Origin of the sequence: Pseudomonas sp. CM25 (genome assembly GCF_013179705.1) — a bacterium.
Classification (GTDB): Bacteria; Pseudomonadota; Gammaproteobacteria; order Pseudomonadales; family Pseudomonadaceae; genus Aquipseudomonas.
On sequence record NZ_JABMCW010000133.1, the window covers coordinates 1 to 13,969 of the forward strand.

A 13,969-nucleotide genomic window follows, 5' to 3' on the forward strand; every position below is an offset into this window, starting at 1 on the left:
GGATGGCCAGGATCAGCCCGGCAACCACCGCAATGGCCACCAGCTCCAGGGTCAGGGTCGCACCCTGGGCCAGGCGTGGCAGCCATTTGAAGATGACTTCCCAATTCATTGTTCGGCCCTCGCAAAGCCGCGAGCGGCGCGTTTTTCCATGAAGTGCATGCCGGTCATGGCAATGACGGTCAGGCTCAGGTAGATGCAGGCCGCGACCATGTAGAAGGTGAACGGCTCTTTGGTCACGGTCACGCCAATTTGCGAATGACGCATGATTTCTTCCAGGCCGATTACCGACACCAGTGCGGTGTCCTTCATCAGGATCATGAACAGGTTGCCAAGGCCGGGCAAAGCGATGCGCCACATTTGCGGCAGGATGATCCGCGACAGGATGCGGCCTCTGGACAGGCCCAGTGCCAGGCCGGCTTCACGGTGGCCCTTGGGGATCGCCAGGATCGCGCCGCGGAACACTTCGGTGGCATAGGCGCCGAAGCACAGGCCCAGGGCGATAACCCCCGCAGCGAAGGCGCTGAGCTCCAGGCCCGGCATGTTCAGGGCTTCACCCAGGCTGTTCATCAAGCCCACGGTGCCGAAATAGATAAGCAGGACCCACAGCAGCTCGGGCACGCCGCGCACCAGGGTCGAGTAGAAACCGCCAAGCCATTGCAGCGGCTTGAGCGGGGAGGTCTTGGCCAGGGCGCCGAGCAGGCCCAGCACCAGCCCCAGCAGCAAGGCGCAAAGCGCCAGTTTTACGGTCATCACGGTGCCGGCCATCATGGCCGGACCGAATCCGTGCAGGTCGATATTCATGGGCAGGTCATTCTAGGGACAGGCGCGCCACAAGGGCGCGCCGGTCAGGGCGGGTCATTCGATGCTGAACGGGAAGTACTTGTCGTTGATCTTCTTGTACGTACCGTCGGCTTTGATTTCTGCCAGGGCTTTGTTCAGGTCGTCGCGCAGCTTGGTGTCACCCTTGCGCACGGCAATGCCGATCTTGTCGCTGTCCATCACCGGCTCGCCCTTGAACTCGTAGTTCATGCCGTCTTTGCTTTTCAGCCACTCGTACTGCACGTACTTGTCGGCGAGAATGCCGTCGATGCGGCCGGAAACCAGGTCGAGGTAGGCGTTTTCCTGGGTGTCGTAGAGTTTGACGTCGACATCCGGGAAGTTGTCTTCAAGGTAGGTGCCAGCCAGTGTGGCGCGCTGGGTGCCGATGGTCTTGCCTTTCAGCGAAGCCTTGTCGGTCTTGAAGTCGACGTTTTTCGGCGCAATGAACTGCAGCTTGTTGGAGTAGTAGGGTTCGGTGAAGTCCACCGCCTGCTTGCGCTCGTCGGTGATCGACAGCGACGACACCAGGAAGTCGAACTTCTTGGCGTTCAGGGCCGGGATGATGCCGTCCCAGTCCGAGGTTACAACCGAGCATTCGACTTTCATCTTGGCGCACAGGGCGTCGCCGATGTCCTTGTCGAAGCCGACCACGTTGCCGCTGGCATCCTTGTTGTTGAACGGTGGGTAGGCGGCTTCGATACCCATGCGCAGTTTTTCTGCGGCCATGGCGTTTGCCGACATCACCAGCGTGGCAGCAGCTGCCAGGAGAAACTTCTTGTAAGTGTGCATGTATTGCTCCGTTAGCGGTGGCTGGACATGAATTGCTTGCAACGCGCCGAGGTCGGGTTCTCGAAGACCTGCTGCGGCGATCCCTGCTCTTCGACCAGGCCCTGGTGCAGGAAGACGACTTCACTGGACACATGGCGGGCAAAGCTCATCTCGTGCGTTACCAGCAGCATGGTACGGCCTTCTTCGGCCAGTGCGCGGATAACGTTTAGCACTTCCTGGACCATTTCCGGGTCGAGCGCCGAAGTCGGCTCGTCGAACAGGATGACCTTGGGCTTCATGGCCAGGGTACGGGCAATGGCGGCGCGCTGTTGCTGGCCACCGGAAAGCTGGGCGGGGTAGCTGTGGCGCTTGTCGTAGATGCCGACCTTGTTCAGCAGCGCTTCGGCAGCCTCGATGGCCTCGGCCTTGCTCTGGCCGAGTACGCGGCGTGGCGCCTCGGTGATGTTGTCGAGGATCGACATGTGCGGCCAGAGGTTGAAGTTCTGGAAGACAAAGCCGATTTCGCTGCGCAGGCGGTTGATCTGGCGGTTGTCGGCGGCGAACAGGTCGCCGTTCTTGGCGGGCTTCAGCTTGAGGGCTTCGCCGGCGACCAGGATTTCGCCCTGGTGCGGGTTCTCGAGCAGGTTGATGCAACGCAGCAGGGTGGACTTGCCGGAGCCGGACGACCCCAGGATGGAGATCACGTCACCGTCGCGTGCGGTCAGCGAAATACCCTTGAGAATTTCCTGCTCGCCGTAGCGTTTGTGCAGATTGCGGATTTCCAGCGCGGGCGTGGCCTGAGCCATGTGCGGTCCTCATGTGTTCGGGTGCGTTCCCAGCTGTTGGCGGCCTTCCTGGCGTGCGCCAAGCTAGCATAGCGGCATTATGACGGCCAACAGGGTCGCCAGGGACTCTGGGCATTGGTGGGGCGGTTTGTCGCATCGCTACAGCGTAACGTCGCGCAGATGTCCGCGAAGGTGTCGCCCAGCACCAGAGCCTTGATGAAAAAAGGCGCGATGGTGCCAGCTTTGGCCTGCTCATGGAAGCGGTTTTGACCCATTCGCGGGTAAACCCGCTCCCACAGACCAGACAATCCCTGTAGGAGCGGGTTTACCCGCGAAGGCCGTCACGCGATTTCAAGGTTGTACCCGGCGGTTGCGCTTTTTGGCGTTGCGCTGGTGCATAGGTGTTACCGAGGAGCACCTTTGGTGCATTTGTAAGTGAGTATTTCAGTAATCCGATGATTTGGCGGGCTTTCGGTCATGGTCTGGCCGAATGCCCTCCAAAGCGCAGCCTTGAAGGCTTGCAGTCAATTATGACGAATGGATTCAGCAGCTGGCGCGGTTATTGCCAGCATGAAACCGCCGATTGCAGCGACGCCTAGTCCAACCCCAGGCGCGCCTGGTTTCGCAGTCGGAGTGGTCCACTCCTTACAAAGGTAGTTTTATGAGCGGTAACAATTCCAATGACCTCGCTCAGGGGCTCAAACAACGGCATGTCACCATGCTGTCCATCGCTGGCGTCATCGGTGCCGGCCTGTTCGTAGGCTCCGGCCACGCTATCGCCGCTGCCGGCCCCGCCGTGCTGCTGGCGTATGCCGCCGCCGGTACGCTGGTGGTGCTGGTGATGCGCATGCTGGGGGAAATGGCGGTCGCCTCGCCGGACACCGGTTCGTTTTCCACCTATGCCGACCGCGCCATCGGGCGCTGGGCCGGTTTTACCATTGGCTGGCTGTACTGGTGGTTCTGGGTGCTGGTGATTCCGCTGGAAGCCAACGCCGCCGCGGCCATCCTGCATGCCTGGTTCCCTGCGGTCGACCTTTGGGCGTTCTCGCTGATCATTACCCTGGCGCTGACCCTGACCAACCTGTGCAGCGTGAAGAACTACGGCGAGTTCGAGTTCTGGTTCGCCTTGCTCAAGGTGGTGGCGATCGTCGGCTTCATCGCCGTGGGTTGTGCGGCCTTGTTCGGCTTTGTGCCAGGCAGCCAGGTGAGCGGTGCCAGCCACCTGTTCGATACCCAGGGCTTCATGCCCAATGGCCTGGGCGCGGTACTGGCAGCCATGCTGACCACCATGTTCTCGTTCATGGGTACTGAAATCGTGACCATCGCCGCTGCCGAGTCCAAGGACCCGGGCAAGCAGATCAGCCGCGCCACCAACTCGGTGATCTGGCGTATCTGCCTGTTCTACCTGGTGTCGATCTTCCTGGTCGTGGCCCTGGTGCCGTGGAACGATCCGGCGCTGGCCGAGCTCGGTTCCTACCAGACCGTGCTGAGCCGCATTGGCGTGCCGAATGCCAAGCTGATCGTCGACATCGTCGTGCTGATCGCCGTGACCAGCTGCCTTAACTCGGCGCTGTACACCTCTTCGCGCATGCTGTTCTCGCTGAGCAAGCGGGGTGATGCCCCGGCCATTGCCCAGCGCACTACCAAGGCGGCCACCCCGCATGTGGCGGTATTGCTGTCCACCGCGGCGGCGTTCCTCTGCGTGTTCGCCAACTTCCTGGCCCCGGCGCAGGTGTTCGAGTTCCTGCTGGCCAGCTCCGGCGCCATCGCCTTGCTGGTGTACCTGGTGATTGCCGTGTCGCAGCTGCGCATGCGCGCCAAGCGTGAGGCCAGCGGCGAGCAGATCTCCTTCAAGATGTGGCTGTTCCCGGGCCTGACCTGGGTGACCATTGCCTTCATCGTTGCGGTGCTGGTGGTGATGGCGCTGCGAGAAGATCACCGTGCCGAAATCATCGCGACTGCACTGCTGAGCATTGGTGTGGTGGCGGCGGGCTTGCTGGTGCACCGCAAGCGTGAAGCTGCCGGGCGGGTTGCGCTGGATAACTGATCCGCACTGCAATGAAAAGGCCGCGTCCTGTGCAGGGCGCGGCCTTTTTTTGATGTCGGCGATAGTGCCTGGGCGGGTTACGCAGGTCTATCAGCCAAACTGCTTCTGAAGCTGTTGCTGCTTGGCCACCAGTTCAGAGGCGGCGATATAGGCTTCCTGGAACTCGTCGCTCTCCAGCCAGGCCATGGTGGTGTCTTCGTCAGCGCCGTCCAGCCAGGTGCGGTAGGCATTGAACACCAGCACGATGTAGTCGGTGGCGTGCTCTTCCTTGTGCCCTTTGAGCACCAAAGCCAGCAGCGGGTCGACCAGGAACACCGAGATCATCGGTACCAGGCCGTTTTCCTGGGCTGCCTTCATCTTTTCGAACATCTCTTTGTAGCTGTCCGATTCCATGGCCTTGTTGAACACCTGCTCGATGCTGGCGCTGTCGCCGGCGCTGGCCTTGACCGCCTGGCCGCTGCGTACCATACGGTTTTGCTTGGCCTTGCTGGCGGCGCGCTTGGCGCGTTTCTGTTGCTTGGTGGAGGTGGCCATGGGGGCTAGGGTCCTTGGGTGGTGCTGGAAAAGTGCGTATTGAATCGCAGATGGCAGTGAAACCCAAGCGGCATTGCTGGGTCTGAGTCAGGCTGCCGGACATTCGGCATTCGCTCACAGGACATTCACGGATGAAAGCACCCGTCATGCTCGGCCTGCTGGCCGCCGCCCTGGCCGGCTGTGGCAACATCGCCGCAGTCAAATCCTTCAACACGCCCTATGGCTCGCCAAGTGCCGGCGATACCGCGCGTCTGCGAGTGATCGCCGACGGCATGGTGCGCGCGGTACCGGAAAAGGACTGCGTGGACTGGTACAGCCCCGGTGCCGGGGTGATTGCCGTACCGACCAAGGGTTTTGCCGACCGCAACGGCGAAACCCTCGGCATGCCTGCCGGTGCGCCAGCCCAGGCGGGTGACGCGGTCAGCGAGGTGCTGGTGCCGGCGGGCAAGCCGTTTACCCTGCACTTTCTCGATGGCGGTCGCTCGGCCGGTTACAACAGTGTGCAGAACTGCCTGGGCATGTTCTCGTTCGTGCCGGAAAAAGGCGCCGACTACGAACTGTTGGTGCACGGTTACAGCGCCTGTGGGGGCACCCTCAAGCGCCTGGACACGAACGAGCAGGTGGCCAGGCGCAAAGCCGACTATTGCAGCGCCTTGGCGAACTTCTAGGCCATCAGGTTGGCCGGGCGAGTTACGGGTTTCCCACTAAGCCGCGTGAAGCCCGGCCGAACTGCAGTGCATCGAGTACACACCGTCAGGCTGTGGCAGCCAAGCGTTGGCTGCCAGGCCCTCGGCAAAAAATCACAGACAACAAAAAACCCGCACTAGGCGGGTTTCTTGTTGTCGCTTCGGGTAACTTTGCAACCACCAGAAGCTTGAAGGTGGTGCCCAGAGACGGAGTCGAACCGCCGACACGAGGATTTTCAATCCTCTGCTCTACCGACTGAGCTATCTGGGCGACGAGGTGAATTAAATAGATTTTCAGACCGCCCGTCAACGACTTTTTGAAAAAATTTTAAATTAATTCCGTCGCTTACGATTTTTGGGGTCATTCGGCCGGTGGAACGTAGCCTTCCGCCTGGGCGTAATCTTCGCCGGCGAAAAACTTGTCCATCTCGGCCTGGATGAACTTGCGGTCTTCGGCGTTCATCATGTTCAGGCGCTTTTCGTTGATCAGCAGGGTCTGGTGCTTCTGCCAGTCGGCCCAGGCCTTCTGCGAGACGTGTTCGAAGATTTCCTGGCCCTTGGCGCCCGGATACGGCGGGCGCTCCAGGCCTGGCAATTGTTCTTTGTACTTGCGGCACATCACGGTGCGGGTCATCGGGCGTCTCCTGCAGTCAGTTCGTCGGCCGCGCGTTTGAGCAGCTTCTTGACCGGGGCGGCAAGGCCCAGGCGCGGCGGGGTGGCGAGGTTATACCAGAGCCAGTCGGCCTCGGCCACGTGCTGGCCGACAGGGTCGACGCGCACCAGCCAAGGCTCGATCGCCAGCTGGAAGTGGCTGAAGGTGTGGGTCAGGCTGTCCATGGCGTGGCTGCCGGCCAGGCGCAGGCCGTGCTGGTAGGCCAGGTCGTCGAGCTGGGCGATGTCGTCCAGCTCGGGCAGGCTCCACAGGCCACCCCACAGGCCACTGGACGGGCGACGGTAAAGCAGGATGGCGCCGTCGTGGTTGGCCAGCAGCGGCATCAGCGTACGGCGCTGCGGCAGCGCCTTGCGTGGCTTGGGCTCGGGGTAGCGGGTTTCTTCACCATGCAGGTGCGCTTCGCAGCCACGCTGCAGCGGGCAGATCAGGCAGCTGGGCTTGCTGCGGGTGCACAGCGTGGCGCCCATGTCCATCATCGCCTGGGTGTAGTGGTTGGCGCGCTGCTGCGGGGTAAGGCGCTCGGCCGTGGCCCACAGCTGGTTAGCCACCTTCGGCTCGCCGGGGTAGCCGCCCTGGGCGGTGAAGCGGGCCAGCACGCGCTTGACGTTGCCGTCGAGGATCGGCGCGCGGATGCCCATGCTGATGCTGGCGATGGCACCGGCGGTGGAGCGGCCGATGCCGGGCAGCTCGGTGAGCTGCTCGACACTGCGCGGGAATTCTCCGCCATGCTGTTCGACGACAATCTTCGCGGCCTTCTGCAGGTTGCGCGCGCGGGTGTAGTAACCCAGGCCCGTCCACAGGTGCAGCACTTCGTCTTCCGGCGCCTCGGCCAGGGCCTGCACGGTCGGCAGGGCCTGCATGAAGCGGTCGAAGTAGTTGAGCACGGTGCTGACCTGGGTCTGCTGCAACATGATTTCCGACACCCACACCCGATACGGGTTGATGCCCTGTTGCCAAGGCAGGTCGTGCCGGCCGTGCTGGTCGTACCAATCCAGCACTGCGCTGGAGAACTGCTCGGGGCTCATCGCTTGAACAGCCCCTTGAGTGCTTCTTTGACTTCCGGGCTCACTTTGTCTCCGAGTTTGTCATCGAGCTTTTCATCGATCTTGTCTTTCAGGCGGTTGCCGGCCAGCTTGGCGGCAACCTTGCCCAGGCCGTCCTGGTCCAGGCGGCAGGCCTTGGCGCCCAGCTCCAGCGGGCCACGGCAGCGCAGCGGCACTTCAACCCCTACATAGCGGTCGTTGACCTGGCACGCCGGGTCGGGCATGGCACGCTGATCACCCTCGACCACTACACCCACGTTGTAATCCATACCCAGTACGCGCAGGTCGAGATCGCCATGGCCGTTGACGGTCAGGCCAGGAATGCGGGCCTTGAGGTCCGGGTTGCTGGCGACGCCATTGCGTATCACCAGGCTGCCGCGCAGCTCCTGGAACGGGGTGTCCTTGCCACGAGGCTCGCCGGTAAGGGTTTTGCGGTTGAGCGTGGCGATGGCCTGGCACAGTTGCTGTTCAAGGTTGGCGTTGACCAGCACGCCGTCGTTGATGGTGAAGTGTGCGTTACCGTTGAGGGTGTCCACCAGTGCCTTCTGGCTGTTGCCGGTGGCGGTGAGATCGCTGGCAAGGGTCAGCAGGCCTTTGACGGGTGGCGCCTGGTCCTTGCCTTCGGTCTTGATGAAGTGCTCCACCGGCACCCGCTGGATGTTGGTGTTGACGCCCAGTTGTGGCACCGCAGGGCGCACGTCGACCGTGCCCTTGGCTTCGAAGGTGCCGTTGTACAGCTCGCCACGCAGGGTTTGCAGGGTCAGCAGGCCGCCTTGGCCGACGGCCTTGAGCTGGGCATTTTCGATCGGCAGCTTGTCCAGGGTCAGCGCGCCGAAGCTTAGCTCGGCCTGCAGGTCGAGGGCGCGCAGGCGGTCGACCGGCAGCAGTTTGTCATTGCTCCAGGCCACCTGGGTCGGCGCGTTAGGCAGCGGCGAGCTGCCGGCCCCGGCCCCGGCCCCGGCGACGGCGCTGGCCTCCTGTTGCTTGACCTCGGCCTGGCGTGCGGCAGTGGCGCCCTTGGCTTCTTCGCTTTTGGCCGGCAGGTAACGGTCGGCGTCGAAGGTGTCGCCTTTAAGCTGCAGGCGCAGGGCCTGTTTGGCGAAGTCTTCGACGGCCACGCGGCCACTGAAGGTGCTGTCGTCCAGCTTCACGGCCAGGTCTTCCATGGCCAGGCTGGTCGGTGTGCCCTGCAGGCGGGTGACCAGTTCCAGCTTGGCGAAGGCTGCCGGATCGTTGGTAGCCGGCAGCGGGCGGCCAATGCTGTCGAGGAAGGTGCGCAAGTTGAACTGGGCAATGGACAGACCACCGCTCAGTTGCGGCGCCTTGTCGAGATCACGCAGGTTCAGCTCGCCCAGGGCGCGCAGCTGGTTGGCCGAGATCTTCAGGCCGCTCCACGAGGCGACATTGGCGGCCAGGTCGACCAGCAGCTGGCCCTGGGCGGCAAAGGTCACGGTCTTGCCGCCGGTGGGTTCACCCGAGGTCTCGCCCGACAGGCGCATGTCTTCCAGGTTGTAGCGCTTGAGCTTGCGGTCGAAGCGCAGTTCGCCGGCCAGCTCGGTGCGGGCCTTGATGTTCGGCTGGCTGGCGCTGATGAAGGCGCTGGCCTTCAGCGCAATGTTCGCGCCCTCGTGGACCGGGCCGGTGCTCAGCTGGATGCTTTCGGCGCTGAAGCTCTGCCCGGTCTTGGCATCGGTGTACTGCACGCGCGCGTTGTTCACGGTCAGGCTGTCGATATCCAGCTTGACGGCGCGGTCGTTGCTGGCGGCGGGCGCCGAGCTTTGTTCGGCGGGTGCCTGGGCCTGCGCATCGGCGGGGGCGCCGTTCTGGGCGGGCAGCGGTTTGCCGATGTCTTCCCAGTTGCCGTGGCCTTGTTCGTCACGCGCCAGGGTCAGGTTCAGGCCTTCGACACGTACGTCGCTCATTTGCACTTCGCGCCGCAGCAACGGCAGCACCCGTACCGACAGGCCGAGCATCTGCAAGTCGGCGAACGGCGCCTTGGGTGTGTTCAGGGTGGCGATGCTGGCGTCGTGCAGCTCCAGGCCCAGCCACGGGAACAGGCTCCAGCCGATGTCACCGTTGAGGGTCAGCTCGACGTGCGCCTTGTCGCGTGCCAATTGGCGAATCTCGTCTTTGTAGTCGTTGGGATCGAAGAGGTGGGTCAGGGCGAAGCCCAGCGCCACGATGATCAGCAGCAACCCGAGAAGCCCCAGTCCCAGGATTTTGCCGAACGCTTTCATGGGCGAGTCCTTGTAGTCCGATTTTGAAATTCAGCGGCAGAGTATAGCGCCGCCGTGTACGGCCCTGCGTATTCGACAAGAGATGCAGGACGATTCCTACGTTTGCAACAGATGGTACGGCTTTCGACAGCCATGATTTTGCTTGTTCAAAAAAGCTTGCCTTGATTGGCCCTATCGCCGGCAAGCCAGTTCCCACAGGGATCGCATAGCCTTCAAGGCCTGCGCTATACCTGCGGGAGCTGGCTTGCCGGCGATGGGGCCGGTACAGGGAAAATGACCGTTTCAGCCAAGCAAGAATTAACGATATCAGATTGCTTTCACGCCACTTGATACTGCTAACCTTGCGCCGCTTTGCCTGCACATCCATATAAAAAGGATCAGATCCATGAGCAGTACCGTCGCGACGGGCGCCTCGGCCAGTGCGCCAGGCTTTCTGTCAAAGGAGCGCATCATCGCCCGCCCAGGCTTCAACCGCTGGCTGGTTCCGCCTGCCGCGCTGGCCATTCACCTGTGCATCGGCATGGCCTATGGCTTTTCGGTGTTCTGGCTGCCGTTGTCGCAAGCCCTCGGCATCACTGCCCCGGTTGCTTGTGCCGCAGATATGGGCTTCATGGCCCGCATGTTCAGCGCCGAGTGCGACTGGCCGATCTCGATGCTGAGCTGGATTTACACCCTGTTCTTTGTCTTTCTCGGTTGCTCGGCGGCCGTGCTGGGCGGCTGGCTGGAACACGCCGGCCCGCGCAAGGCCGGCCTGGTATCGGCACTGTGCTGGTGCGGCGGCATGCTGATTTCGGCCATTGGCGTGAAAACCCACCAATTGTGGCTGATGTGGCTGGGCTCCGGCGTGATCGGTGGTATCGGCCTGGGCCTGGGCTACATCTCGCCGGTATCGACCCTGATCAAGTGGTTCCCGGACAAACGTGGCATGGCCACCGGCATGGCGATCATGGGCTTCGGCGGCGGCGCGATGGTGGGGGCACCGCTGGCCACCGCGCTGATGGGGCATTTTGGCAATGCGCAGGAAGTGGGCGTGTGGCAGAGCTTTGTGGCGATGGCCGCAATCTACTTCGTGTTCATGACCGCCGGCGCCCTGGCTTATCGCGTGCCGCCGACCGGCTGGAAGCCCGAAGGCTGGACAGCCCCGGTGAAAAAGGCTGGCAATACCATGGTCACCGACCGCCACGTGCACGTCAGTGTGGCCTGGAAAACGCCGCAGTTTGCCTTGATCTGGCTGGTATTATGCCTGAACGTGTCGGCAGGTATCGGCATTCTCGGTATGGCTTCGCCGCTGCTGCAGGAAGTGTTCGCCGGCAAGCTGCTGGGCAATGAACTGACCTTCAGCCAGCTCAACGCTGCCCAGCTGGCGCAGATTGCCGCGATTGCTGCTGGCTTCACCGGCCTGTTGAGCCTGTTCAACATTGGCGGGCGGTTTTTCTGGGCGTCGTTCTCCGACTACATCGGCCGCAAGAATACCTATTTCGCCTTCTTCGCCCTGGGCGTGGGTTTGTACAGCATGGTGCCGAACATGGGCCACCTGGGCAACGTGGCGCTGTTCGTGGCAGCGTTCTGCATCATCTTGTCGATGTATGGCGGTGGCTTTGCGACGGTGCCCGCGTACCTGGCGGACCTGTTTGGTACGCAGATGGTGGGTGCCATTCATGGTCGTCTGCTGACCGCCTGGGCGGCCGCTGGGGTTCTCGGGCCGGTGCTGATCACCTACCTGCGCGAATATCAGCTGGCGGCAGGGGTGGAGCGTGCGGCGGCCTACGACATGACCCTGTACATCCTCGCCGGCCTGCTGGTGCTGGGCTTCATCTGCAACATGCTGGTGCGCCCGGTGGCGGACAAGCACTTCATGAGCGATGCCGAACTGGCGGCCGAGCGGGCCTTGAGCCACGACAAGGGCGCTGATGGCGCGCGGTCGCTGGAGTGGAAGGCTGCGCCGGGCAGCGTGCCACTGGTGCTGCTGGCCTGGGCTGTGGTGGTTGTGCCGCTGGCATGGGGTGTGTGGATTACCCTGCAGAAGACGGCGGTGCTGTTCCATTGACGAGTGATGCAGCCGGTTGAGTTTTCCGGCTGTAGCGGCCCTATCGCCGGCAAGCCAGCTCCCACAGGTACACCTCAGGCCTTGAACATTGTGGGGGGCCTGTGGGAGCTGGCTTGCCGGCGATAGGCCTGCAAAGTAGCACCATGCGCGGTTGTATAGACCTGTAGCGCTATCAACCCCCCGTAATTGCTTGCCTTGCCATATGTCATCCGCGTTTCAAGCTGGCGTGTTCTGGGCCTATAATGGAACCCTTTTCGCCCAATGATTTTGCGGAGCTGGTGATGGTCGAACGTAAGGCTTCCGTCGAGCGCAATACCCTGGAAACCCAGGTCAAGTGCTCGATCAACCTCGATGGCAGTGGCAAGGCCCGATTCGATATCGGCGTGCCTTTCCTCGAACACATGCTGGACCAGATTGCCCGCCATGGGCTGATCGACCTGGATATCGAGTGCAAGGGTGACACGCATATCGACGATCACCATACCGTCGAAGACGTCGGTATCACCCTGGGCATGGCTTTCGCCCAGGCCATCGGTGACAAGAAAGGCATCTTCCGCTACGGCCACGCCTACGTGCCGCTGGATGAAGCGCTGTCGCGCGTGGTCATCGACTTCTCCGGCCGCCCAGGCCTGCAGATGCATGTGCCGTACACCCGCGCCAGCGTCGGCGGCTTCGATGTCGATCTGTTCCAGGAGTTCTTCCAGGGCTTCGTCAACCACGCCCTGGTAACCCTGCACATCGACAACCTGCGTGGCCACAACACCCACCACCAGATCGAAACCGTGTTCAAGGCATTCGGCCGCGCCCTGCGCATGGCCACCACCCTCGACGAGCGCATGGCAGGCCAAATGCCTTCCACCAAAGGGTGCCTGTAAATGCAGACGGTAGCCGTAATCGACTATGGCATGGGCAACCTGCACTCGGTGGCCAAGGCGCTTGAGCATGTGGGCGCCGGCAAGGTGCTGGTCACCAGCGATGCCGCAGTGATCCGCGAAGCCGACCGCGTGGTGTTCCCGGGCGTAGGCGCGATCCGCGACTGCATGGCCGAAATCCGCCGCCTGGGCTTCGACAGCCTGGTGCGTGAAGTCAGCCAGGATCGGCCGTTTCTCGGCATCTGCGTGGGTATGCAGGCACTGCTGGAGCACAGCGAAGAAAACAACGGCGTCGACTGCATCGGCCTGTTCCCTGGCCAGGTGCGCTTCTTCGGCAAGGGCCTGGAAGAAGACGGCGAGCACCTGAAGGTGCCGCACATGGGCTGGAACGAAGTGACCCAGGCCATCGACCACCCGCTGTGGCACGACATCCCTGACCGTGCCCGCTTCTATTTCGTGCACAGCTACTACATCAATGCCGGCAAGCCGGGCCAGGTGGTCGGCCGCGGCCATTACGGCGTCGATTTTGCCGCCGCGCTGGCCGATGGCTCGCGCTTTGCCGTGCAGTTCCACCCGGAGAAGAGCCATACCCATGGCCTGCAGCTGCTGCAGAACTTCGTCGCCTGGGACGGGCGCTGGTAGATGAGCAAGTCGAAGACCAAGGCACCGGTCATTACCCTGGCCCCCGAGCAGGAGCGCGAAGCGCTCGACACGCTCAAGCGCTTTCTCGAAGACCGTTTCGAGCTGCAACTGGGCTCGTTCGAGGTGGCCGAGGTCCTCGACCTGTTCAGCAAAGAAATTGCACCCCATTACTACAACAGGGCGATTGCCGATGTTCAGCTGCACCTCAAGGAGCGGTTCGAGAGCATCGAAAGTGATCTGTGGGCGCTCGAGAAGCCCTGAAACCCCAAGAACAGACAGGTTCCCAAGATGCTGATTATCCCCGCTATCGATCTGAAGGACGGTGCCTGCGTGCGCCTGCGCCAGGGCCGTATGGAAGACTCCACGGTATTCTCCGACGACCCGGTCAGCATGGCTGCCAAATGGGTCGAGGGTGGCTGCCGCCGCCTGCACCTGGTCGACCTGAACGGCGCCTTCGAAGGCCAGCCGGTCAACGGTGAAGTGGTCACCGCCATTGCCAAGCGCTACCCCAACCTGCCGATCCAGATCGGCGGTGGCATCCGCTCGCTGGAAACCATCGAGCACTACGTCAAGGCCGGCGTCAGCTACGTGATCATCGGCACCAAGGCGGTCAAGCAGCCGGAGTTCGTCGCCGAGGCGTGCAAGGCGTTCCCGGGCAAGGTCATCGTTGGCCTGGACGCCAAGGACGGCTTCGTGGCCACCGACGGCTGGGCTGAAGTCAGCTCGGTGCAGGTCATCGACCTGGCCAAGCGTTTCGAGGCCGATGGCGTCTCGGCGATCGTCTACACCGACATCGCCAAGGACGGCATGATGCAG

14 protein-coding genes, 1 tRNA gene and 1 pseudogene are annotated in these 13,969 nt (G+C 62.5%); 7 read left to right on the top strand and 9 right to left on the bottom strand.

The window, feature by feature from the left end:
* The 4 genes and pseudogenes from HP546_RS15340 to HP546_RS15355 all read right to left on the bottom strand — a co-directional run.
* Positions 1 to 109 (bottom strand): annotated as a pseudogene (locus tag HP546_RS15340) (ABC transporter permease); the annotation flags it as partial.
* Positions 106 to 801, bottom strand: a complete 696-nt coding sequence (locus HP546_RS15345; RefSeq protein ID WP_172226993.1) for an ABC transporter permease — start codon at positions 799 to 801, stop codon at positions 106 to 108. The gene HP546_RS15345 and the pseudogene HP546_RS15340, both read right to left, overlap by 4 nt.
* Before the next feature lie 54 nt (positions 802 to 855).
* Positions 856 to 1,608, bottom strand: coding sequence for an ABC transporter substrate-binding protein (locus HP546_RS15350; protein WP_172226996.1), 753 nt, complete (start codon positions 1,606 to 1,608; stop codon positions 856 to 858).
* An 11-nt stretch (positions 1,609 to 1,619) separates the two neighbouring features.
* A complete protein-coding gene (locus HP546_RS15355) occupies positions 1,620 to 2,393 on the bottom strand; it encodes an ABC transporter ATP-binding protein (protein WP_172226999.1) in 774 nt (257 codons plus the stop codon).
* A gap of 640 nt (positions 2,394 to 3,033) precedes the next feature.
* On the opposite strand from HP546_RS15355, the gene gabP reads away from it, so the two are divergent.
* Positions 3,034 to 4,419, top strand: coding sequence for a GABA permease (gene gabP, locus HP546_RS15360; protein WP_172227002.1), 1,386 nt, complete (start codon positions 3,034 to 3,036; stop codon positions 4,417 to 4,419).
* Positions 4,420 to 4,509: 90 nt separating this feature from the next.
* On the opposite strand, the gene HP546_RS15365 is transcribed toward gabP, so the two are convergent.
* Complete coding sequence (locus HP546_RS15365) at positions 4,510 to 4,953, bottom strand: hypothetical protein (protein ID WP_172227005.1); 444 nt, start codon at positions 4,951 to 4,953, stop codon at positions 4,510 to 4,512.
* 131 nt (positions 4,954 to 5,084) lie between these two features.
* Here HP546_RS15365 and HP546_RS15370 point away from each other — a divergent pair, with 131 nt between their 5' ends.
* Positions 5,085 to 5,621, top strand: coding sequence for a hypothetical protein (locus HP546_RS15370; protein WP_172227008.1), 537 nt, complete (start codon positions 5,085 to 5,087; stop codon positions 5,619 to 5,621).
* Positions 5,622 to 5,834: 213 nt separating this feature from the next.
* On the opposite strand, the gene HP546_RS15375 is transcribed toward HP546_RS15370, so the two are convergent.
* The 4 genes from HP546_RS15375 to HP546_RS15390 form a co-directional block, all read right to left on the bottom strand.
* Positions 5,835 to 5,910, bottom strand: a tRNA-Phe gene (locus tag HP546_RS15375).
* 90 nt (positions 5,911 to 6,000) lie between these two features.
* The gene (locus tag HP546_RS15380; RefSeq protein ID WP_172227011.1) at positions 6,001 to 6,273 is read right to left on the bottom strand and encodes an oxidative damage protection protein; all 273 of its coding nucleotides are present in this window, start codon (positions 6,271 to 6,273) and stop codon (positions 6,001 to 6,003) included.
* Positions 6,270 to 7,337, bottom strand: a complete 1,068-nt coding sequence (gene mutY, locus HP546_RS15385; protein WP_172227014.1) for an A/G-specific adenine glycosylase — start codon at positions 7,335 to 7,337, stop codon at positions 6,270 to 6,272. Before mutY ends, HP546_RS15380 begins: the two co-directional genes overlap by 4 nt.
* Positions 7,334 to 9,592 (bottom strand): AsmA family protein, encoded by a 2,259-nt coding sequence (locus HP546_RS15390; protein ID WP_172227017.1) that lies wholly within the window; start codon positions 9,590 to 9,592, stop codon positions 7,334 to 7,336. Before HP546_RS15390 ends, mutY begins: the two co-directional genes overlap by 4 nt.
* 385 nt (positions 9,593 to 9,977) lie before the next feature.
* On the opposite strand from HP546_RS15390, the gene HP546_RS15395 reads away from it, so the two are divergent.
* The 5 genes from HP546_RS15395 to HP546_RS15415 form a co-directional block, all read left to right on the top strand.
* Positions 9,978 to 11,639, top strand: coding sequence for an OFA family MFS transporter (locus HP546_RS15395; protein ID WP_172227020.1), 1,662 nt, complete (start codon positions 9,978 to 9,980; stop codon positions 11,637 to 11,639).
* Positions 11,640 to 11,920: 281 nt separating this feature from the next.
* On the top strand, positions 11,921 to 12,514 hold the full coding sequence (hisB, locus tag HP546_RS15400; protein WP_172227023.1) for an imidazoleglycerol-phosphate dehydratase HisB: 594 nt from the start codon (positions 11,921 to 11,923) through the stop codon (positions 12,512 to 12,514).
* Complete coding sequence (gene hisH / locus HP546_RS15405) at positions 12,515 to 13,153, top strand: imidazole glycerol phosphate synthase subunit HisH (protein ID WP_172227026.1); 639 nt, start codon at positions 12,515 to 12,517, stop codon at positions 13,151 to 13,153.
* The gene (locus tag HP546_RS15410; RefSeq protein ID WP_172227029.1) at positions 13,154 to 13,414 is read left to right on the top strand and encodes a DUF2164 domain-containing protein; all 261 of its coding nucleotides are present in this window, start codon (positions 13,154 to 13,156) and stop codon (positions 13,412 to 13,414) included. It abuts the gene before it with no gap.
* A gap of 27 nt (positions 13,415 to 13,441) precedes the next feature.
* Positions 13,442 to 13,969 (top strand): 1-(5-phosphoribosyl)-5-[(5-phosphoribosylamino)methylideneamino] imidazole-4-carboxamide isomerase (locus tag HP546_RS15415; RefSeq protein ID WP_172227032.1); only part of this gene is annotated, 528 nt, incomplete at its 3' end.